The organism is Aeromonas sp. ASNIH2 (assembly GCF_002934795.1).
Classification (GTDB): domain Bacteria; phylum Pseudomonadota; class Gammaproteobacteria; order Enterobacterales; family Aeromonadaceae; genus Aeromonas; species Aeromonas caviae.
Genome location: NZ_CP026406.1, coordinates 1,984,636 through 2,004,109 on the forward strand (window position 1 = coordinate 1,984,636; position 19,474 = coordinate 2,004,109).

Genomic DNA, 19,474 nt, shown 5'->3' on the forward strand with positions numbered 1-19,474 from the left:
CATGCTGATCCGACTCTGGTGGCTGATCCGAAAAGAGCTGCAGGCCCTGATGGGCAATACTCAGGGGCGCTTTCTGCTCATCATGCCGGTGCTGCTGCAAACCGCCCTCTTCCCGTTCGCCGCCACTCTGGAGGTGACCGGCAACACGCTGGCCATCTACAACCAGGATGGCGGAGCCCAGAGCCGCGAGCTGCTGGAGCGCCTCACCCATATGCCCGCCTTCACCACCATCATCCCGGTGCAAGGCGAGGCGGGCATGACCGAGGCCATCACCGGGCAACAGGCGCTGCTCGGGCTGATTATTCCGGGGGATTTCTCGCGCCGGCTGGCGCGGGGCGAACCGGCCAAGGTGCAGCTGATTATCGACGGCCGCCGCTCCAACGGCGGTCAGGTGGCGGCGGGCTACATCAGTCAGGTGATCGCCCGCTGGCAAAGTGAGGGCAAGGGGCAACCCGAGCTGGCGGTACGCAACCTCTACAACCCCAACGTCGAGTTCCACTGGCATATCCTGCCGGCACTGGTGGCCATCATCACCACCACCGGCTGTCTGATTGTCACCGCCCTCTCGGTGGCGCGGGAGCGGGAGGAGGGCACCTTCGATCAGCTGCTGGTCTCGCCCCTCACCGCAGGCTGGATCATGGCGGGCAAGGCGGTGCCCGGCATCATGGTGGCGGTGGGACAAGGGTGCATAGTCGCGCTGGCCGCCCGTTTTGTCTTCAACCTCCCCTTTGCCGGCAGCCTCAGCCTGCTGATGGCGGGCATGGTCTGCTACGGGCTGGCACTGGCCGGGATCGGGCTCTTCATCTCGTCGTTCTGCTCGACCCAGCAGCAGGCCTTTCTCGGGGTCTTCTCCTTCACCGTCCCGGCGGTGATCCTCTCGGGCTACATCTCGCCGGTGGAGAACATGCCCCAGGTGTTCCAGTGGCTGGCGGCCATCGACCCCCTCACCCACTTCATCGTGCTGCTCAAGGGGGTCTTCCTCAAGGGGTTCGACTGGTCGGCCGCCTGGCCCCTGCTCTGGCCGCTGCTCGCCATCGCCGGCGTCACCCTGTCGCTGGCGCTCGCCATGTTCCGCCGCCATATTGCCTGACGCGCCACCTTGTTCAGCTGATGCCGGTCTCGCCCAGTGCGAGACCGGCCTTTTTCCGACATAAGTTTTCACTCCCCGGCAGTTGGTAAACCGGGCTTACCCTCCACCATCCCTCACCCCGAGCTAACGCAGAAATCATTAACTGGTATACCTATTTTTGTATAGTACTGAATTTTCTCGAATTACCCCTGAGGAGATATATAAATAGACACTTGATTTGCATCAATCGTCTGCCCCTGCCGACTGGGTAGCCTAGCCTCAGAATGATGTTTTATTACTCCAAACTTGAGGCAACTATGAGCAAAATCAGACTGGTCGTTGTGGGCAACGGCATGGTGGGGCACCGCTTCATCGAAGAGCTGATCGAGCGGGCCGATCCGGGCCGCTACGAGATCACCGTCTTCGGTGCAGAATCCCGTCCCGCCTACGATCGCGTCCATCTCTCCTCCTACTTCTCCCATCACACCAGCGAAGATCTCTCCCTCGTCAAACCCGGCTTCTACGACAAGCACGGCATTCGGTTGCTGCTCGGCGAAGCGGTGAAAAAAATCGACAGGACCAACCGCGAAGTGCACTCCAACAAGGGCACTGTGGTCGGGTACGACAAGCTGGTGCTGGCCACCGGCTCCTACCCCTGGGTGCCGCCCATTGCGGGCAGCCAGCACCACGAGTGCTTCGTCTATCGCACCATCGAGGATCTCAAAGCCATCCGCAGCGCGGCCAAGAGCGGCAAGAGCGGGGTGGTGATCGGGGGCGGCCTGCTTGGCCTCGAAGCTGCCGGCGCCCTCAAGGCGCTGGGTCTCGAGACCCATGTGGTGGAGTTTGCTCCGGTACTGATGGCCGAGCAGCTCGACGGTCAGGGCGGCCAGCTGCTGCGCCGCAAGATTGAATCCATGGGCGTGCAGGTACACACCAGCAAGAGCACCAGCGAGATCCTGATGCATGGCGGCGAGCAGGCGAAACACCGCCTCGCCTTCGCCGACGGCAGCCAGCTGGAAGTGGACGTGGTGGTCTTCTCCACCGGCATCCGCCCGCAAGACACCCTCGGTCGCTACGGCGATCTCGCCATCGCCGAGCGCGGCGGCATCGTCATCGACGATCACTGCCTCACCTCCGATTCCGACATCTATGCCATCGGCGAGTGCGCCGCCTGGCAGGGTCGCTTCTTCGGCCTGGTGGCACCGGGCTACAAGATGGCCCAGATCACCGTCGACCACCTGCAGGGCGGCGACAGCCGCTTCGAAGGGGCGGACATGAGCGCCAAGCTCAAGCTGCTCGGCGTCTCCGTCGGCTCCATCGGCGATGCCCACGGCCGCACCCCGGGCAGCCACAGCTATGTGTTCCAGGACGACCAGGCCGGCGTCTACAAGAAGATAGTGGTGAGCGAAGACAACAGCCGATTGCTCGGCGCCGTGCTGGTGGGTGACGTGGAGGATTACGGCAACCTGCTGCAGATGATGCTCAACGCCCTGCCGCTGCCGAGCCACCCGGACACCCTGATCCTGCCCGCCTACGCCGGTGCCAAGCCGACCCTGGGGGTGGATGCCCTGCCGGAAAGCGCCCAGATCTGCTCCTGCTTCGACGTCTCCAAGGGCGACATCGCCAAGGCGGTGGCCGAGGGCCACACCACCCTGGCAGCCATCAAGCAGCAGACCAAGGCCGGTACCGGCTGCGGCGGCTGCGTGCCGCTCATCAGTCAGGTGCTCAACGCCGAGCTGGTGAAACAGGGCATCGAGGTCAACAACCACCTCTGCGCCCACTTCCCCCACTCCCGTCAGGAGCTGTTCCACCTGGTCAAGGTGGAGGGGATCAAGAGCTTCGACGAGCTGCTGGCCAAACATGGCCAGGGCCATGGCTGCGAGGTGTGCAAACCGACGGTCGGCTCCATCCTCGCCTCCTGCTGGAACGAGCATGTGCTGAGCCCGCGCAACACCCCTCTGCAGGACACCAACGACATCTTCCTCGGCAACATGCAAAAGGACGGGACCTACTCCGTCATCCCGCGCATGGCCGGTGGCGAGGTGACCCCGAAAGGGCTGCTGGCGGTGGCCGAAGTGGCCCGCGACTACAAGCTCTACACCAAGATCACCGGCGCCCAGCGCATCGGCCTGTTCGGGGCCCAGAAGGATGATCTGCCCGCCATCTGGCGCAAGCTGCTGGCAGCGGGCTTCGAGACCGGTCAGGCCTACGCCAAGGCGCTGCGCATGGCCAAGACCTGCGTCGGCAGCACCTGGTGCCGCTTCGGCGTGCAGGACAGCGTCGGCCTCGGGGTCTTCCTCGAGAACCGCTACAAGGGCATTCGTACCCCCCACAAGATGAAGTTCGGCGTCTCCGGCTGCACCCGTGAATGTGCGGAAGCACAGGGCAAGGATGTCGGCATCATCGCCACCGACGCGGGCTGGAACCTCTATGTAGGCGGCAACGGCGGCATGAAACCGCGCCACGCCGATCTGCTGGCGTCTGACCTCGACCGCGAGACCCTGATCAAGCTGATCGACCGCTTTATGATGTTTTACGTCACCAGCGCCGACAAACTGCAGCGCACCTCGGTCTGGCTCGGCAACCTGGAAGGGGGCGTCGACTATCTGCGCGAGGTGATCGTCGATGACAAGCTGGGGCTGGCCGAGACGCTAGAGCGCGATATCCAGACCCTCATCGACAGCTACGAGTGCGAATGGTCGCGCACCCTCAACGAAGAGGAAGCGCTCAAGCGTTTCAGCCACTTCATCAACAGCGACAAGCGCGATCCGGACGTCCAGTTCGTCGCCGAGCGCGACCAGCACAGACCCGCCACTCCGGCCGAGCGCATCCCCGTCTACCAGATCGAGGTGGAAACCAAATGATGAAACTTGCCTGCCAACTCAACGACATCCTGCCGGGAACCGGTGTCTGCGCACTCATTGAGGGTCGCCAGATTGCCCTGTTCCGCCCGAGCGCGGCCGCCGAGGTGTTCGCCATCGACAACCGGGATCCCTTCTTCGCCGCCAACGTGCTGTCGCGGGGCCTGATCTGCGAACACGACGGCGATCTCTGGGTCGCCAGCCCGCTCAAGAAGCAGCGCTTTCGCCTGAGCGATGGCCACTGTTTCGACAACCCCGCCATGTCGGTGCAGAGCTATCCCGTTGAAGTACGCGACCAGCAGGTCTGGGTCGCCGTCTGATGTCGACAACCCCCAGATCTATGTCGGTACGGGGATACCCCGTTGAAGTGCGCGACCAGCAGGTCTGGGTCGCCGTCTAACACCAGACCCCACCCCGGCCCTCCCCTTCACAGGGGAGGGAGCAAAAAGCCCCTCCCCCTTGACAAGGGGGAGGCAGGGAGGGGGTTAAAAAACAGTCAGGGCTGCCCGCGGGCGGCCCTCTTGAAGGAAACAAAGATGTATACCGAAACCATCAACAAGTGCGCCACCAACGCGGCCCGCATCAACCGCTTCGAGCGCAGCGACAAGCTCGGCTTCTGGCTCAGCTCCGCCATGGCGGGGGCCTATGTGGGCCTCGGCATCATCCTCATCTTCACCCTCGGCAATCTGGTGGATCCCGCCATCCGGCCGCTGGTGATGGGGGCCACCTTCGGCATCGCCCTGACGCTGGTGATCATCGCCGGCTCCGAGCTGTTCACCGGCCACGCCATGTTCCTCACCTTCGGGGTGAAGACGGGCAAGATCACCATGGCCGACCTGCTGCGCATCCTGCCGCAGACCTGGGTGGGCAACCTGATTGGCTCCATCGTGGTGGCGCTCATCTACTCCTACGGCGGCAGCCTGCTGCCGGATGCGGGCAGTCTGGCGCACAAGGTGGCGCTGGCCAAAACCCAGGCCCCGGCGCTGACCCTGTTTATGAAGGGGATCCTCTGCAACTGGCTGGTCTGCCTCGCCATCTGGATGGCGCTGCGCACCGAGGGTGCCGCCAAGTTCATCGCCATCTGGTGGTGCCTGCTCGCCTTCATCGCCTCCGGCTACGAGCACTCGGTCGCCAACATGACCCTGTTTGCCCTCTCCTGGTTCGGTGCCCACTCCGAGGCCTACACCCTGGGCGGCATCGGCCACAACCTGCTGTGGGTAACCCTGGGCAACACCGTCTCCGGCGCCCTCTTCATGGGCCTCGGCTACTGGTATGCCACCCCCAAGGCCGAGCGCCCGGTCGCGCTGAGCGAGACCACCACCACTGCCAGCCAGACCCAAACCGCCTGATCAGGAGGCCCCATGGACTACTTGCCCATCTTTTGCCGACTCGACAACAAACCCGTGCTGCTGGTCGGCGGCGGCGAGGTAGCAGAGCGCAAGGCGCGCCTGCTGCTGGATGCCGGAGCCCAGCTCACCGTGGTCGCGCCCGATCTCGACCCCGAGCTGGCGGAACTGGCTGCCAACGGGACCATCGAGTGGCTGGCCGGTGAATTTGCGCCGCAGCAACTGGCGGGCAAGTGGCTGGTGGTAGCCGCTACAGATCGGCGCGAGGTGAATGCGCTGGTCTACCAGAGCGCCAATCAGGCGCGGATCTTTGCCAACGTGGTGGATGACCCGAAACGCTCCAGCTTCATCATGCCGTCGATCATCGACCGCTCGCCGCTGATGGTGGCCATCTCCTCCGGCGGCAAGGCCCCGGTGCTGGCCCGACTGCTGCGGGAGAAACTCGAAGCCCTGCTGCCCCAGCATCTGGGTGCCGTCGCGGCCTTCGCCGGCAGCCTGCGGGAGCGGGTCAAGACGCGCTTCGCCAGCATGGGCGAGCGGCGCCGCTTCTGGGAACGGCTGCTCGGGGCGGATCGGCTCGGTCAGGCGCTGGCTCGGGGGGATAGCGCCTCTGCCCACCAGCTGGCCGACAATCTGTTTGCCGACGAAAGCCAGAGCGCTGGCGAGGTGGTGCTGGTCGGTGCCGGCCCTGGCGATCCGGGTCTGCTCACCCTGCACGCCCTGCGCCAGATGCAGCAGGCGGACGTGGTGGTCTATGACCGGCTGGTCTCCGACGAGGTGATGGCGCTGGTGCGCCGCGACGCCAAACGCATCTTCGTCGGCAAGCAGGCGGGCAACCACTGCGTGCCGCAGGAGGGGATCAACCAGCTGTTGCTGGAGGAGGCGAAGAAGGGACAGCGGGTGGTGCGGCTGAAGGGGGGCGACCCCTTTATCTTCGGCCGTGGCGGCGAGGAGCTGGAGACACTGGTCGGCACTGGCATCGGCTTTCAGGTGGTGCCGGGGATCACGGCGGCCAGCGGCTGCGCCGCCTACGCCGGCATTCCGCTGACCCACCGCGACCACGCCCAGAGCGTGCGCTTCGTCACCGCCCACGGCAAGGGGGGTGCCCGGGATCTCGACTGGCCGCTGCTGGCCAAAGATCGGCAAACGCTGGTCTTCTACATGGGGCTCTCATCCTGCACCACCATCCGTGAACAGCTGCTGGCCCACGGCAAGGCAGGCGACACCCCGGTGGCGCTGATCGAGCGCGGCACCCAGCCCTGCCAGCGGGTCATTCGCGGCACCCTTGATGAGCTGCCCGAGCTGGCGGTAGGGGTCGAGAGTCCGGCGCTGATCATGGTGGGCTCGGTGGTGACCCTGGCCGACCAGCTTGCCTGGTTCGGGCAAGGAGGCGCCACAGACGTGGCCCTGGCCTCGGCCTGATCGCTGCATCCATTCCAACGCCACCCTCGGGTGGCGTTTCTTTTTCTGCATTTACTGTCATAACCTCTTGTTTTGAGTCTGGTATCCTATGGGGTGTGTCAGCCGGACCACCGAATTCAGGAATTCTGCTTCATGTCCCTCCCCCCCAAGAACAGCGCCAAACAGCGTGAACACGACAGAGCCCGCATCCTCACGCTGCTGCTGGCCGATGACGCCCTCACCGAGAGCCTGCTCGACCCGCAAGGGGAGCAGGACGCAGAGCTTCGGGACCAGACCAGCGAGCTGACCCGGCTGGTCAACAGCCTGCCCGCCGCCGATATCGCCGATGCGCTGGAATCCCTGCCGCCGGACGAGCGCCATGTGCTGTGGCAGCAGGTGGATGCAGACAAGCACGGCCAGATCCTGGTGGAGGCGTCGGAGACGGTGTGGGACAGCCTCATCAGCGGCATGAGCGACAAAGAACTCCTGCACGCCCTGAGCACCCTCGACATCGACGACCAGATCTACCTGGGTCAGTACCTGCCCCGCAACCTGATGGGACGGCTGCTCACCTCCATGGCGCCGATGGACAGGGACAAGGTGCGCGAGGTGATCCGCTACGGCAAGCACACGGTCGGCGCCATGATGGACTTCGAGCTCATCACGGTCCGGCCCGACGTGACCCTGGCCACCGTCCAGCGCTATCTGCGCCTGCGCGGCCAGATCCCCGAGAACACCGACAAGCTGTTCGTCACCGATCGGCGCAACCGGCTGCAGGGGGAGCTGCCCCTCACCGCCGTGCTGCTGCACAAGCCCGAAACCCTGGTGAGCAACGCGATGGAGAAGGATCCGGTCACCTTCGATCCGGAAGACAACGACGAGGCCGCCGCCCGCACCTTCGAGCGGGACGACCTGGTCTCCGCCGCCGTGGTGGATGCCAGGGGCAAGCTGATGGGACGGCTCACCGTCGCCGAGGTGGTGGACCTGGTCTATGAAGAGAGCGACACCGACCTGCGCCGCATGGGGGGGATCAGCGAGGAAGAAGACGTGTTCGCCCCCGTCTCCAAGGCGGTCAAGACCCGCTGGGCCTGGCTCGCCATCAACCTCTGCACCGCCTTCGTGGCGTCGCGGGTGATCGGCCTGTTCGAGCACACCATCTCCCAGCTGGTGGCGCTGGCGGCCCTGATGCCCATCGTCGCCGGCATCGGCGGCAACACCGGCAACCAGACCATCACCATGATAGTGCGGGCGCTGGCGCTGCAGCATATCCAGACCGGCAATGTCTCCTTCCTGCTGTGGCGCGAGCTGGGGGTGGCCCTGATCAACGGCCTGGTGTGGGGCGGCACCATGGGGGTGGCCACCTACATCCTCTATCAGGATGCGGCGCTGGGCGCGGTGATGACGCTCGCCATGATGCTCAACCTGCTGGTGGCGGCCCTGATGGGGGTCATCATCCCCATGACCATGAGTCGGCTGGGGCGCGACCCGGCGGTGGGGGCCAGCGTGATGATCACCGCCATCACCGACACCGGCGGCTTCTTCATCTTCCTGGGGCTGGCGACCCTGTTTCTGCTCTAGGGCCCGAGGCTGACCGTCTGCGGCGCCTGCCATGGCGCGGGGCCGCTTTCGCGCAAAAACGGTATTTCCCGCCACTGGGCAAGGAATAGTCGTTGAAATGCCAACCCCACTCCTTATACTGGATCCACCTGTTTCCAGCGGTGGATCTGACACAATGGAATACAACACTTCAGAACTGTGCGACATCTATCAGGACATGGTGGATGTACTCGAACCCATGCTCTGCTCCTTCGGCGGCCGCGCCTCTTTCGGCGGCGTCATCACCACGGTCAAGTGCTTCGAATCGAACGGTCTTATCCGTGAACTGGTCAAGGAGAACGGCGTTGGTCGCGTGCTGTTGATCGACGGTGGCGGCTCCATGCGTCGTGCCCTGATCGACAGCGAGATCGCCACCACGGCGGCGGAAAATGAGTGGGAAGGGATCGTCTGCTACGGTTGCGTCCGTGAGGTCGATATCCTGGAAGATCTCGACATCGGCATTCAGGCCCTGGCGGCCATTCCGGTGGGCGCCGACAGCAAGGATATCGGGGAAACCGATCTGCCGGTCAACTTCGGCGGCGTCACCTTCCTGCCGGATGACCACCTCTATGCCGATACCACAGGGGTGATCCTCTCCCCCGATGCCCTCGACATCGAGTAAACAGCGCTGAGTGATAATGGGAGCCCTGGCTCCCATTTTTTATGCCCGCTGATGGCGGAAAAGACGCAAAAAAAGAGGGCCAGTAAACTACTGGCCCCTTAACTGGAAGCAATGTGAGCAATGTCGTGCCTTCACAAGAAGTCCATCACGTTGGAACAAATGAAGTCTTTCCCGGAAAACAAGCTAACAATAATCATTCTCATTTAACTGTGCAAGCCTTATTTGTGAAGATCACAAAAAAATTGACCACCCATGGGGGTGGTCAATCTCATCAGGCTTGTCGCGTAGCAGCTTGCAGGCCAGCCAATCCGGCCTCCCCCACCAGCTTGCGGCTGAGATAGCGCAGCAGCACACCGTAAAGCGGCACAAACAACCCCAGACTTATCAGCAACTTGAATACGTAATCTACGGTCGCGATCTCGACCCAGTGCTCGGCCATGAAGGGATCTGTGCTGCGCCAGAAGGCGATGCTGAAGAAGGCGATGGTATCCACCAGATTGCCGAACAGGGTGGAGGCCGCCGGTGCCACCCACCAGGCTTTCAGCAGGCGCAGGCGGTTGAACACCACCACATCCATGAACTGGCCCACCAGATAGGCCATAAAGCTGGCTAACGCGATCCGGGCAACAAAGAGATTGAACTCTGCCAGATTGCCCACCCCCTGGAAGCTCCCTTCGAAGAAGAGCACCGAGAGTACGTAGGACACGGTCAATGCCGGCAGCATCACGGTCTGGATGATCTTGCGCGCCAGGCCTGCGCCGAAGATCCGCACCGTCAGATCGGTGGCCAGGAAAATGAACGGGAAGCTGAAGGCACCCCAGGTGGTGTGGAAGCCAAAGATGGTGATCGGCAGCTGCACCAGGTAGTTGCTGCTGGCAATGATCAGGATGTGGAACAATGAGAGACGCATCAGTGCCGTCTGGTACTGAGCCGGAGTCAGGTTCATATTGTGACCTTTTTGGTTAATGGGGTTAGGGAACCCATATCGCCACCATGGCGATAATCAAGGGGCGAGATTATACGCCCCCAAATTGATAGTTCAATCTTTATGCGGTTATCTCAAGGGATTGACTCGCATCGCACGCCAAGCTCACTCCCGGGACTGCCGAGCCAGCCAGAGCAGCGCCTCCGCGCCGTCCGGCTGCACCGCCGCCAGCCAGCAGCCACTGTAATGTTCGTACTCGAGCCGAAAGCGGCTGCCTTCAAACTCCAGCAGCCAGCTGTGGCGATCCGCCCCCCACTCCCGCTCGAGTGCCGCCAGCTCCCACTCCTGCAACAGGGCCTCGGCCAGAGTCGGGAAGCTGTCCCAGTCAAGGCCCGGGCAGGTCAGCATCACCACCCCGGCTTCCCTGTCTGTCTGCGTGATACGCCAGTTCATCTGCGGCTCCTCAACTGCTGCACGAGAGCTCGCCCCCGCAATACCAGCCCGGATGCGGGGTGGCGAGATCCTCGTATTCGGGTTGGTCATCATAGGGGTGCTGCAGGGCCGCAAACAGCCGCTCGAACGGCGCCATGTCGCCCCGTTCAGCCGCCTCTATCACCTGCTGGGCCAGGGCGTTGCGCAGCACATACTTGGGATTGACCGCGTCCATCTGCCCCTTGCGCACACCATCCACGCTCCCTTCCCGGGCGAGGCGTGCCCGATAGGCCTCAAGCCACCCCTGCCAGACGGCAGGATCGGGCAACAGGGCCAGCAGGCTGGCGGGCCAGTCACCCTGAGCGGTCAATTCCCCCAGCCGTCGCAGGAAGAGGTGGTAATCCACCTTGTGCGCCGCCAGCAGCCGGAACAACTCGCGGAACAGCGCCGGATCGTCGTCTTCCCACACCGCCAGCCCCAGCTTGGCGCGCATCAGCTCGGAGTAGTGCAACATCAGCTGGTGCTCGTACTGGGCCAGGGCCGACGCGAGCGCGTCGCCATCCACATGGCCGGCCAGCGCCTGTGCCAGCTTCTGCAGGTTCCAGTATCCGACCGCAGGCTGCTGATCCAGCGCATAGCGACCATCCGGATCCGAGTGGTTGCAGACGAAGTCCGGCACATAGGCGTCGATGAAACCGTAGGGGCCGTAATCCAGGGTCAGCCCGAGCAGGGACATGTTGTCGGTGTTCATCACCCCGTGACAGAACCCCGCCGCCTGCCACTTGGCGATGAGCCGCGCGGTGCGGCGCACTACTTCGGCAAACAGCTCGGCGCCATCGGCCAGCTCGGGGAAGTGGTAACGCCGCGCATAGTCGATGAGGGCGGGGATCTTTTCCCCCTGCCCGCTCCAGGCGAAATACTCGAAGTGACCGAAGCGCAGATGGCTCGGCGCGGTGCGCAGCACGGTCGCCCCGCTCTCCACCTGCTCCCGGTAGACAGGCTCGTCACTGCCCAGCAGCACCAGAGCCCGGGTGGTGGGAATGCCGAGGGCATGCAGCGCCTCGGAAGCCAGGTACTCGCGAATGCTGGATCGCAGCACGGCACGGCCGTCGCCGAAGCGGGAGAATGGCGTCTTGCCCGCCCCTTTGAGGTGCAGGTCCCAGCGGCTGCCATCCGGCGCCAGCTGCTCCCCCAGCAGCAGGGCGCGGCCATCCCCGAGGCGCGGGCTGTAACCGCCGAACTGGTGGCCCGCATAGACCTGGGCCACCGGCTGCATGCCCGGCAGAGGCTGCCCCTGGCCGCAACAGGCGAGCCACTGCGCCTCGCTCACCCCCCCGAGCCCCAGCTCACCAAGCAGCGCACGGTTCAGATGCAGCAATCTGGGGCCATGCAGCGGCTGCAGGGCAACAGGCTCGCAAGCCCAGGGGAGTTCGGTGGCAAAAGTGTTGATCAACTTCATGGTGATGGGGGTTGTCCCTGCGTATGCTCGTGTCACTCTTTATACCGCCGTTGGCTCGTCGAGGCTAACAGGCGATCACGATTATTCATTTCAAGGAGAAGACGATGCAAAAGTGGGTCTATACCCTGCCCCTGCTGGCGCTTGCCTGGGGCCATCAGGCCAAGGCGGCCGACATAGACGCAGGCAAGGCCAAATCCGTGGTCTGTGCCGCCTGTCATGGCGCGGATGGCAAGGCGAGCGTCCCGACCTACCCCCACCTCGCGGGCCAGAACCAGGCCTATTTGCTCAAGCAGATGAAGGCGTTCAAGGAGGGTTCCCGTACCGAGCCACTGATGGTTCCCTTCATGGCGATGCTGACCGAGGCGGACATGGAGAATCTGGCGGCCTATTACGCCAACCTCAAATAATGCATGGCGCCGACCAACGGGCGCCTTTCCACTGTTTGTTGTGCCAGCCTACCGGCCTGGGCCTGCTGCGGTCGATGACAAGGTCTACCAGGGCCGACCCTACCGGCGGCAGTAGTCGATGATCAGGTCCATAAAGGCCTCACCGAAGCGCTCCAGCTTGCGGTGACCGACACCGTTGACCGCCAGCATTTCCTCCTCGGTCATCGGCATGAGCTGCGCCATCTCCACCAGAGTCGCATCGTTGAACACCACATAGGGCGGCACCTCTTCATCCTCGGCGATCTGCTTGCGCAGGGCGCGCAGCTCCTTGAACAGCCGCTTGTCGTAGTTGGCGTTGTCGAGCAGCCCGTTGCGCTTCTCCTTGCGGCTGGAGATGGGCTGCAGGCGGGGGACTGCCAGTTCCAGCTTCATCTCGCCACGCAGCACGGGTCGAGCCGCTTCGGTCAGCTGCAACACCAGATTGCGGGTGATGTTCTGGGTCAGCAACCCCTTGTGGATCAGCTGGCGGATGACGCTCATCCAGTATTCGTGGCTCTGATCCTTGCCGATGCCGTAGGTCGACAGCTTGTCGTGACCGTGATCCTTGATGCGCTGGTTCAGCGATCCGCGCAGCACCTCCACCACATAACCCACCCCGAAATTCTGTCCCACCCGCCAGACACAGGAGAGCGCCTTCTGGGCGTCTTCGGTGCCGTCATAACTCTGGGGCGGATCGAGGCAGATGTCGCAGTTGCCGCACGGCTTGTCGTTGTACTCGCCGAAGTAGTTGAGCAGCACCTGACGGCGGCAGGTCTGCGCCTCGGCGAAGGCCGCCATCACGTTGAGCTTGTACTGCTCCACCTGCAACTGCTGGGGGTTTTCGATGTTGTCGAGCAGCCGGCGCACCCTACCGATGTCGGCGGGATCGTAGAGCAGCAGCGCCTCCGCGGGAGTGCCGTCACGCCCGGCGCGGCCGGTTTCCTGATAGTAGGATTCGATGTTCTTCGGGATGTCGTAGTGCACCACGAAGCGCACGTTGGGCTTGTCGATGCCCATGCCGAACGCCACCGTCGCCACCACGATCTCGATGTCATCCTTGAGGAAGGCTTCCTGGGTCTGCTGGCGCAGCTCCAGCGGCAGCCCTGCATGATAGGGTGCCGCCTTGCAGCCGTGGCGGGAGAGCCGCTCGGCCACCTCCTCCACCCGGTTGCGGCTGGAGCAGTAGACGATACCGCAGTTGCCCTTCTGGCTCTGCACGTAGCGCAGCAGCTGCTCGGCCGCCTTGAACTTTTCCACCAGGCTGTAGCGGATATTGGGCCGATCGAAGCTGGCGGTGTGGATGAAGGGATCGTTCAGTTCCAGCCGGTGCAGCATGTCGCTGCGGGTCGCCTCGTCGGCGGTGGCGGTGAGCGCCACCACGGGCACCTGGGGGAACCACTGCTTGAGCCGTCCCAGCGCCGCATATTCCGGCCGAAAATCGTGCCCCCACTGGGAGACGCAGTGCGCCTCGTCGATGGCGAACAGGCCGAGGGGCAGCTCCGCCAACCGGTCCATGAACTCGTGCTGCAGCAAACGCTCGGGGGACACATAAACCAGCTTGATCTCGCCCCGGCGCATGGCGGCAAAGTTCTGGATCATCTCCTCCCGGCTCAGAGCCGAGTTGATGTAGACCGCCGCCACGCCGTTGGCACGCAGGGTGTCGACCTGATCCTTCATCAGCGAGATGAGGGGGGAGACCACCACCCCGAGCCCGGGTCGCAGCAGCGCCGGGATCTGGTAGCAGAGCGACTTGCCGCCGCCGGTGGGTTTGAGCACCAAGGCATCGCGCCCCGCCACTATCTGCTCGATGATCTCGAGCTGGCCCGGCCGAAACTGCTGATAGCCAAACACCGCCTGCAACAGGGCAAGGGGATTCTCTGGCTGAGGGTCAGGCAGGGTTTCGGCAATGACGGTCATGGGCTCTCCTTTGGGGTCGCCATTCTAAAGCAGCCGCCGCCCACAATAAACCTGCCATTGCGAGTGTTAAGGAAGTGTTGCAGGCTGGCTGGAGTTTTTACTCGGCTTTGATGACAGGGCGGACTCAAGGAATGAAACAGATGCTCAAGAAGATGGCGCTCAGTGGCATAGCCAACCTGTTCGCCGAAAAAATGCCCTTCAACAAGCTGATCGGCATGCAAGTCACCCACTACGACTTCGACAAGGTGGAGCTGCGCATCAAGATGGAACAGAAGCTCATCGGCAACCCTTTCCACAACATACTGCACGGCGGCGTCACCGCCAGCCTGCTCGATGTGGCGGGCGGCATGATAGTCGCCGCCTCCTGCATCGACGAGTTGGAGGACTTCTCCCCCAGCTATCTCAAGGAGCGCTTCTCGCGACTTGGCACCATCGATCTGCGGGTGGACTATCTTCGTCCCGGTCGCGGCAACGAGTTCATCGCCACCGCCCACATCATCCGGGCAGGCAGCAAGGTCGCAGTCGCCCGCATGGAGCTGCACAACGAAGAGGGCACTCACATCGCCTTCGGCACGGGGACCTACCTCGTCGGCTAATGGTTTTTATTGCATAAAAAGTGCGCTTCTAAGCTGATTTTAATCATTAGAATTCTCACCCCCTCTTCCGCTCAGGGTCCATACTGAAAGTCGGGATTCTGTGCAGAGGGAGGATTGCAGACGATGAGCGCGATACTGGCTACCCAACCATCCAGAGCCTTGCTGACACGACTTGAGGCCATGCGCGAAGAAGTGCAGACCCCAGAGTGCCGTCACTGGTTGGAACAGGAGCTGGAGGGGTATTCTCTCTGTTCACCCCTGCCCTGGTATCGCATCATTGCCTGTCGGCAACGCGGTCACTTCCTGAATCTGAAGACGGGAAAATATCTGACTTGCCATATCGGCAGCCAAACGCTAAGCCAACGCGACCTGGCCCAAGTTCAGTTCATCTATGCCCGTGAACCCGCCGCCCACTATTTACTGCGTCACAATTCCCATATCGAGCCCTGGCCGGAATCGCTGCTGGAAGCGTATCGAGAGCAGCTGATCCCTGGTCATCTCTGCCTGCAAGCCTGGCATGAGCCCGTGTCTTCGCTGCGTTCACAACTGATGGAGGGAATAGCACATTTCATTAGTGAGTACCCCAAGCATGCGGCCCTGCAAACCCAACACGGTTTCAAGGCATTGCGGCATCAACACTGGCATATCTGAATGAGCGCCTGGGGCGCAAGGAGGGCACCATCGACAAGACCCACAACGAGATTGTCACAATCTAGAGTGCCGGAGTCAGGATCAGACTCCACCAGTGGGGCCACCGAGCGGTGGCCCTTTTAGTTGGGCAAATGAGGGAGATCGGAGCAGCTGCAGCAATCGACAATGGAAATGTCAGCTTTTCTTCAACAGACCAAATGCGAAAAGGCCGCTCATTGAGCGGCCTTTTCAAATGTGGTCGGTGTGAGAGGATTCGAACCTCCGACCCCTTCGTCCCGAACGAAGTGCGCTACCAAGCTGCGCTACACACCGATGTCTGCGGGGCGAGAATTTACCGAAAGCCCCGACCCGACACAAGCCTTTTTTTGCATTCACTCTAAAAAAACGGCTTTACGCTCAATAATTCAGCGAGTCGCAGCAAAAATCGCCACAAGGCATCTTTCCGCCTGCCTTCAGCCCTGTCGAGGCAACCTGAACTCGGTCGGCCCCAGCAAACGCCGGCTCCAATCCGCCACCACTCCATGTTCCAGCCAATGAGCCGCATGCTGGCGCCAATTGGGAGAGAGCGCCGGGTTCTCCAGCAGCAGTTGCAGGTCTTCCTTGTTGCGAACCTGGTTGAACAGGATGTCGGCGGTGCGCTTCACCGTCAGCTCAGGGTAGGGTCTGTCCACCAGTGTCAGCTCCCCCTGCGGCTCCACCCTTCCCTCTTCCAGCACCCGCAGCAGCCAGCCACAGCGGCCACTCAGCTGCATCACCTGGGAGAGCTGGCCATAGCCAAAGCGCTGGTTGAGCTTGAAACAGGGGGATCTGGGCTGGCTTATCTGGATCAGCGCCTCTCCAAGTCGATAGACATCGCCGATGCAGGCCTGCGCCTCGGTCAGCCCCAGACCAGAGAGATTCTCGCCAAAGGCAGCAGGCAGCCAGGGTGTGCGTGGTACAGGCAGCCCCAGCGCGGTTTGCCAAGTCTTCCACCAGGCGTAGTGCTCCGCCGGGTAATGGTGCAGGGCCCGATCCGGGCCGCCATGATGGCGTCTGTCGCTCTGCTCATCCCCGCGAAGGCCGAGGAAATCGCACCACAGAGGGGCGTCGGCAGGCTGCTTGTGGATGGCACTGATGAGGCCGGGGGCCTGCTCTGGGTTCAGTTCGGCGCTCTGGCCGATGAAGAGGGAGATCCGCATTCCATTCTCCTGACGGATGGGGGAATGCGGATCTTATCACGGGGCAGGTCAGGCAACTGCCTGCATCTGGGTGGTCATGGCGATCTCGGCGCGACGGCGTTTCTCCGCCCGGGCCATCAGATACCAGCTACCGAAGGTGAACAGGGATACCGACAGCAGGATCAGACTCGCGATGGCGTTGATCTCGGGCTTCACGCCGAGGCGCACCGCCGAGAACACTTCCATCGGCAGGGTGGTCGAACCCGGGCCGGAGACGAAGCTCGCCAGCACCAGGTCATCCAGCGACAGGGCAAACGACATCATGCCACCCGCCGCCAGCGACGGGGCGATCATCGGGATGGTGATCAGGAAGAACACCTTCCAAGGCTTGGCTCCCAGGTCCATGGCCGCCTCCTCGATGGAGAGATCCAGCTCCCGCAGCCGCGCCGACACCACGATCGCCACATAGGCGGTACAGAAGGTGGTATGTGCTATCCAGATGGTCAGCATGCCCCGCTCCGCGGGCCAACCCACCAGCTGGGCCATGGCCACGAACAGCAGCAGCAGGGAGAGACCGGTGATCACCTCGGGCATCACCAGCGGCGCCGTCACCATGCCGCCGAACAGGGTCCGGCCACGGAAGTGAGGGATCCGGGTCAGCACGAAGGCCGCCACCGTCCCCAGCGCCACCGCCGCGATGGCGGTGTAGAAGGCGATCTCCAGGGAGCGGAACACGGACCCGATCAACTGTTTGTTGTCGAGCAGGCCGAAGTACCACTTGAGCGACCAGCCTCCCCACACCGTCACCAGCTTGGAGGCGTTGAAGGAGTAGATGACCATGATGATCATGGGCAGGTAGATGAACAGCAGACCCAGCCATAGCATCAGCTTGGCAAAACCGAAACGTCTCATGCCTTGCCCTCCAGCTCTTTGGCCTGGTTGCGGTTGAACAGGATGATGGGAATGATCAGCACCGCCAGCATCACCACCGCCAGGGCGGAGGCCACCGGCCAGTCACGGTTGTTGAAGAACTCCTGCCACAACACCTTGCCGATCATCAGGGTCTCCGGACCACCCAGCATCTCGGGGATGACGAACTCGCCCACCACCGGGATGAAGACCAGCATGCAACCGGCGATGATGCCGTTCTTGGAGAGTGGCACCGTGATCTGCCAGAACCGGGTCAGGTTGCGGGCACCCAGGTCGGAGGCCGCCTCCAGCAGGCTCTGGTCGTGCTTGACCAGGTTGGCGTAGAGCGGCAGCACCATGAACGGCAGGTAGGAGTATACGATGCCGATATAGACCGCCAGGTTGGTATTGAGGATCTGCAGCGGTTCGTCGATCACCCCGATGCCCAGCAGGACGCTGTTGAGCAGGCCGTTGTTGCTGAGGATCCCCATCCAGGCGTATACCCGGATCAGGATCGCCGTCCAGGTCGGCATCATGATGAGCAGCAACAGAACGGTCTGAGTCTCCTTGTTGGCCCGCGAAATGGCGTAAGCCATGGGATAACCGATCAACAGGCAGAGCAGGGTGCTGACCAGGGCTATCTTGAGGGACCCCAGATAAGCCGCGATGTAGAGCTCATCCTCCTGCAGCAGCAGGTAGTTGCCCAGGTTGAGCAGTATGGTGAGCTGATTGTCTGCCCAGCTCACCACGTCCGTGTAGGGCGGGATGGCCACGTCCGCTTCGGCGAAGCTGATCTTCACGACAATGATGAAGGGCAGCAGAAAGAAGAGGAACAGCCAGAAGAAGGGGATGCCGATGACCAGCTGCCGCCCTCCCACCTGTTTGAGTCGTCTCAATGCCTTCATGATTGCAGCACCACGCCGCTGTCATCTTCCCAGTAGAGGAACACCTGGTCATCCCAGGTCGGCCGTTTGCCGTGGCGTTCGGCATTGGCGATGAAAGCCTGAACGATTTTGCCCGAGGGCAACTGGATGTGATACACGGAATGGCCGCCCAGATAGGCGATGTCATAAACCTCGCCCTTGGTCCAGTTGAAGTCCGGATGCTCGATCTCTTCCGGCTTTTGCAGGCTCATCAGCAGTTTTTCCGGACGCAGGGCATAGGTGACCTTCTTGTTCTCCGCCCGGGAGCTGATGCCGTGACCCACATAGATGGGCTGCTCCAGATCCGCACAGGCGATGATGGCGTGGTCCTGCTCATCCTCCACCAGCAGGCCGTCAAACAGGTTGACGTTGCCGATGAACTCGCACACCAGCCGGCTGGCCGGGGTCTCGTAGATATCCATCGGGCTGCCGATCTGCTCGATGCAACCGAGGTGCATGATGGCGATCCGCTCGGCCATGGTCATGGCTTCTTCCTGATCGTGGGTCACCATGACGCAGGTCACGCCCACCCGCTCGATGATCTCGACCAGCTCGAGCTGCATGGTGGAGCGCAGCTTCTTGTCCAGCGCCCCCATGGGCTCGTCCAGCAGCAGCAGCTTGGGACGCTTGGCCAGGGAACGGGCCAGGGCCACCCGCTGACGCTGACCACCGGAGAGCTGGTGCGGCTTGCGGCGGGCGTACTGGGTCATCTGCACCAGCTTGAGCATCTCTTCCACCCGGGCATCGATCTCCGCCTTGGGCAGGCCATCCTGCTTGAGGCCGAAGGCGATGTTCTGGGCCACCGTCATGTGGGGGAACAGGGCGTAGGACTGGAACATCATGTTGATGGGGCGTTCATAGGGCGGCATGTCGGTAATGTCGACGCCGTCGAGGAACAGCCGTCCTTCCGTGGGTCGCTCGAACCCGGCCAGCATCCGCAGCAAGGTGGACTTGCCGGAGCCGGACCCACCCAGCAGGGCGAAGATCTCGCCCTTGTTGATGTTGAGGGACACGTTGTCGACCGCCAGCGTTTCGTCGAACTGCTTGCTTACCCTGTCTATTTTGACCAGCACTTCTTTACGCTGCTGGCTGCCCTCGAGGGCTTTCTTGTAGGCACTGGAGGCTATCGCCATTACCAAACTCCCAAAGGTGATACCGGCCGGGGCCGATCCATCAATACAATCT

The 19,474-nt window shown here is 62.6% G+C and carries 18 protein-coding genes and 1 tRNA gene; 10 read left to right on the top strand and 9 right to left on the bottom strand.

The window, feature by feature from the left end:
• The first annotated feature begins 1 nt into the window (after position 1).
• The 7 genes from C3F36_RS09235 (at position 2) to rraA (ending at position 8,895) form a co-directional block, all read left to right on the top strand.
• Entirely contained in the window at positions 2–1,090 is a 1,089-nt protein-coding gene (locus C3F36_RS09235) for an ABC transporter permease (RefSeq protein ID WP_053288012.1), read from the top strand.
• Between the two features lie 296 nt (positions 1,091–1,386).
• A complete protein-coding gene (gene nirB / locus C3F36_RS09240; protein ID WP_199769686.1) occupies positions 1,387–3,933 on the top strand; it encodes a nitrite reductase large subunit NirB in 2,547 nt (848 codons plus the stop codon).
• The gene (gene nirD, locus C3F36_RS09245; protein WP_042016469.1) at positions 3,933–4,250 is read left to right on the top strand and encodes a nitrite reductase small subunit NirD; all 318 of its coding nucleotides are present in this window, start codon (positions 3,933–3,935) and stop codon (positions 4,248–4,250) included. The genes nirB and nirD overlap by 1 nt, the downstream gene beginning before the upstream one ends.
• Positions 4,251–4,466: 216 nt before the next feature.
• Positions 4,467–5,279, top strand: coding sequence for a nitrite transporter NirC (gene nirC / locus C3F36_RS09250; protein ID WP_104454953.1), 813 nt, complete (start codon positions 4,467–4,469; stop codon positions 5,277–5,279).
• 12 nt (positions 5,280–5,291) lie between these two features.
• Positions 5,292–6,698 (top strand): siroheme synthase CysG, encoded by a 1,407-nt coding sequence (gene cysG / locus C3F36_RS09255; protein ID WP_104454954.1) that lies wholly within the window; start codon positions 5,292–5,294, stop codon positions 6,696–6,698.
• A gap of 132 nt (positions 6,699–6,830) precedes the next feature.
• Entirely contained in the window at positions 6,831–8,255 is a 1,425-nt protein-coding gene (mgtE, locus tag C3F36_RS09260) for a magnesium transporter (protein ID WP_162726541.1), read from the top strand.
• A gap of 154 nt (positions 8,256–8,409) precedes the next feature.
• Positions 8,410–8,895: a ribonuclease E activity regulator RraA gene (rraA, locus tag C3F36_RS09265; RefSeq protein ID WP_010676045.1), complete on the top strand. Its 486-nt coding sequence runs from the start codon at positions 8,410–8,412 to the stop codon at positions 8,893–8,895.
• Positions 8,896–9,166: 271 nt separating this feature from the next.
• On the opposite strand, the gene C3F36_RS09270 is transcribed toward rraA, so the two are convergent.
• The 3 genes from C3F36_RS09270 to C3F36_RS09280 all read right to left on the bottom strand — a co-directional run bounded on the left by C3F36_RS09270 (position 9,167) and on the right by C3F36_RS09280 (position 11,711).
• Positions 9,167–9,841 (bottom strand): 7-cyano-7-deazaguanine/7-aminomethyl-7-deazaguanine transporter, encoded by a 675-nt coding sequence (locus tag C3F36_RS09270; protein ID WP_010676046.1) that lies wholly within the window; start codon positions 9,839–9,841, stop codon positions 9,167–9,169.
• A gap of 144 nt (positions 9,842–9,985) precedes the next feature.
• A complete protein-coding gene (locus C3F36_RS09275) occupies positions 9,986–10,273 on the bottom strand; it encodes a DUF3630 family protein (protein WP_052815792.1) in 288 nt (95 codons plus the stop codon).
• Positions 10,274–10,283: 10 nt separating this feature from the next.
• Entirely contained in the window at positions 10,284–11,711 is a 1,428-nt protein-coding gene (locus C3F36_RS09280) for a protein adenylyltransferase SelO (protein ID WP_104454956.1), read from the bottom strand.
• Between the two features lie 104 nt (positions 11,712–11,815).
• Between C3F36_RS09280 and C3F36_RS09285 the strand changes: the two genes are divergently transcribed.
• Positions 11,816–12,118 (top strand): c-type cytochrome, encoded by a 303-nt coding sequence (locus C3F36_RS09285; protein WP_041211966.1) that lies wholly within the window; start codon positions 11,816–11,818, stop codon positions 12,116–12,118.
• Positions 12,119–12,217: 99 nt separating this feature from the next.
• Here C3F36_RS09285 and recQ read toward each other — a convergent pair whose 3' ends face one another.
• Positions 12,218–14,053: an ATP-dependent DNA helicase RecQ gene (recQ, locus tag C3F36_RS09290; protein WP_039039660.1), complete on the bottom strand. Its 1,836-nt coding sequence runs from the start codon at positions 14,051–14,053 to the stop codon at positions 12,218–12,220.
• Positions 14,054–14,184: 131 nt separating this feature from the next.
• Here recQ and C3F36_RS09295 point away from each other — a divergent pair, with 131 nt between their 5' ends.
• Together C3F36_RS09295 and C3F36_RS09300 are read left to right on the top strand one after the other, a co-directional pair.
• Positions 14,185–14,649 carry a thioesterase family protein gene (locus C3F36_RS09295; RefSeq protein ID WP_039039661.1) on the top strand — a complete coding sequence of 155 codons (465 nt, stop codon included), beginning with the start codon at positions 14,185–14,187 and terminating at the stop codon, positions 14,647–14,649.
• A 123-nt stretch (positions 14,650–14,772) separates the two neighbouring features.
• Complete coding sequence (locus tag C3F36_RS09300) at positions 14,773–15,300, top strand: AbiTii domain-containing protein (protein WP_041211968.1); 528 nt, start codon at positions 14,773–14,775, stop codon at positions 15,298–15,300.
• Between the two features lie 235 nt (positions 15,301–15,535).
• Here the strand turns inward: C3F36_RS09300 and C3F36_RS09305 are convergent.
• The 5 genes from C3F36_RS09305 to potA form a co-directional block, all read right to left on the bottom strand.
• Positions 15,536–15,612: transfer RNA gene (locus C3F36_RS09305), tRNA-Pro, on the bottom strand.
• A 140-nt stretch (positions 15,613–15,752) separates the two neighbouring features.
• Positions 15,753–16,478: an MOSC domain-containing protein gene (locus C3F36_RS09310; RefSeq protein WP_104454957.1), complete on the bottom strand. Its 726-nt coding sequence runs from the start codon at positions 16,476–16,478 to the stop codon at positions 15,753–15,755.
• A gap of 48 nt (positions 16,479–16,526) precedes the next feature.
• Positions 16,527–17,369: an ABC transporter permease subunit gene (locus tag C3F36_RS09315; RefSeq protein ID WP_010676054.1), complete on the bottom strand. Its 843-nt coding sequence runs from the start codon at positions 17,367–17,369 to the stop codon at positions 16,527–16,529.
• A complete protein-coding gene (locus C3F36_RS09320) occupies positions 17,366–18,271 on the bottom strand; it encodes an ABC transporter permease subunit (RefSeq protein WP_010676055.1) in 906 nt (301 codons plus the stop codon). Before C3F36_RS09320 ends, C3F36_RS09315 begins: the two co-directional genes overlap by 4 nt.
• Positions 18,268–19,422, bottom strand: a complete 1,155-nt coding sequence (gene potA, locus C3F36_RS09325; RefSeq protein WP_104454958.1) for a polyamine ABC transporter ATP-binding protein — start codon at positions 19,420–19,422, stop codon at positions 18,268–18,270. The genes C3F36_RS09320 and potA overlap by 4 nt, the downstream gene beginning before the upstream one ends.
• Positions 19,423–19,474 lie beyond the last annotated feature (52 nt).

Bases quoted from the DNA above. Each gene is read 5' to 3' on its own strand.
- C3F36_RS09235 (WP_053288012.1), top strand. From the start codon at position 2: ATGCTGATCCGACTCTGGTGGCTGATCCGAAAAGAGCTGCAGGCCCTG.
- nirB (WP_199769686.1), top strand. From the start codon at position 1,387: ATGAGCAAAATCAGACTGGTCGTTGTGGGCAACGGCATGGTGGGGCAC.
- nirD (WP_042016469.1), top strand. From the start codon at position 3,933: ATGAAACTTGCCTGCCAACTCAACGACATCCTGCCGGGAACCGGTGTC.
- nirC (WP_104454953.1), top strand. From the start codon at position 4,467: ATGTATACCGAAACCATCAACAAGTGCGCCACCAACGCGGCCCGCATC.
- cysG (WP_104454954.1), top strand. From the start codon at position 5,292: ATGGACTACTTGCCCATCTTTTGCCGACTCGACAACAAACCCGTGCTG.
- mgtE (WP_162726541.1), top strand. From the start codon at position 6,831: ATGTCCCTCCCCCCCAAGAACAGCGCCAAACAGCGTGAACACGACAGA.
- rraA (WP_010676045.1), top strand. From the start codon at position 8,410: ATGGAATACAACACTTCAGAACTGTGCGACATCTATCAGGACATGGTG.
- C3F36_RS09270 (WP_010676046.1), bottom strand. From the start codon at position 9,841: ATGAACCTGACTCCGGCTCAGTACCAGACGGCACTGATGCGTCTCTCA.
- C3F36_RS09275 (WP_052815792.1), bottom strand. From the start codon at position 10,273: ATGAACTGGCGTATCACGCAGACAGACAGGGAAGCCGGGGTGGTGATG.
- C3F36_RS09280 (WP_104454956.1), bottom strand. From the start codon at position 11,711: ATGAAGTTGATCAACACTTTTGCCACCGAACTCCCCTGGGCTTGCGAG.
- C3F36_RS09285 (WP_041211966.1), top strand. From the start codon at position 11,816: ATGCAAAAGTGGGTCTATACCCTGCCCCTGCTGGCGCTTGCCTGGGGC.
- recQ (WP_039039660.1), bottom strand. From the start codon at position 14,053: ATGACCGTCATTGCCGAAACCCTGCCTGACCCTCAGCCAGAGAATCCC.
- C3F36_RS09295 (WP_039039661.1), top strand. From the start codon at position 14,185: ATGAAACAGATGCTCAAGAAGATGGCGCTCAGTGGCATAGCCAACCTG.
- C3F36_RS09300 (WP_041211968.1), top strand. From the start codon at position 14,773: ATGAGCGCGATACTGGCTACCCAACCATCCAGAGCCTTGCTGACACGA.
- C3F36_RS09310 (WP_104454957.1), bottom strand. From the start codon at position 16,478: ATGCGGATCTCCCTCTTCATCGGCCAGAGCGCCGAACTGAACCCAGAG.
- C3F36_RS09315 (WP_010676054.1), bottom strand. From the start codon at position 17,369: ATGAGACGTTTCGGTTTTGCCAAGCTGATGCTATGGCTGGGTCTGCTG.
- C3F36_RS09320 (WP_010676055.1), bottom strand. From the start codon at position 18,271: ATGAAGGCATTGAGACGACTCAAACAGGTGGGAGGGCGGCAGCTGGTC.
- potA (WP_104454958.1), bottom strand. From the start codon at position 19,422: ATGGCGATAGCCTCCAGTGCCTACAAGAAAGCCCTCGAGGGCAGCCAG.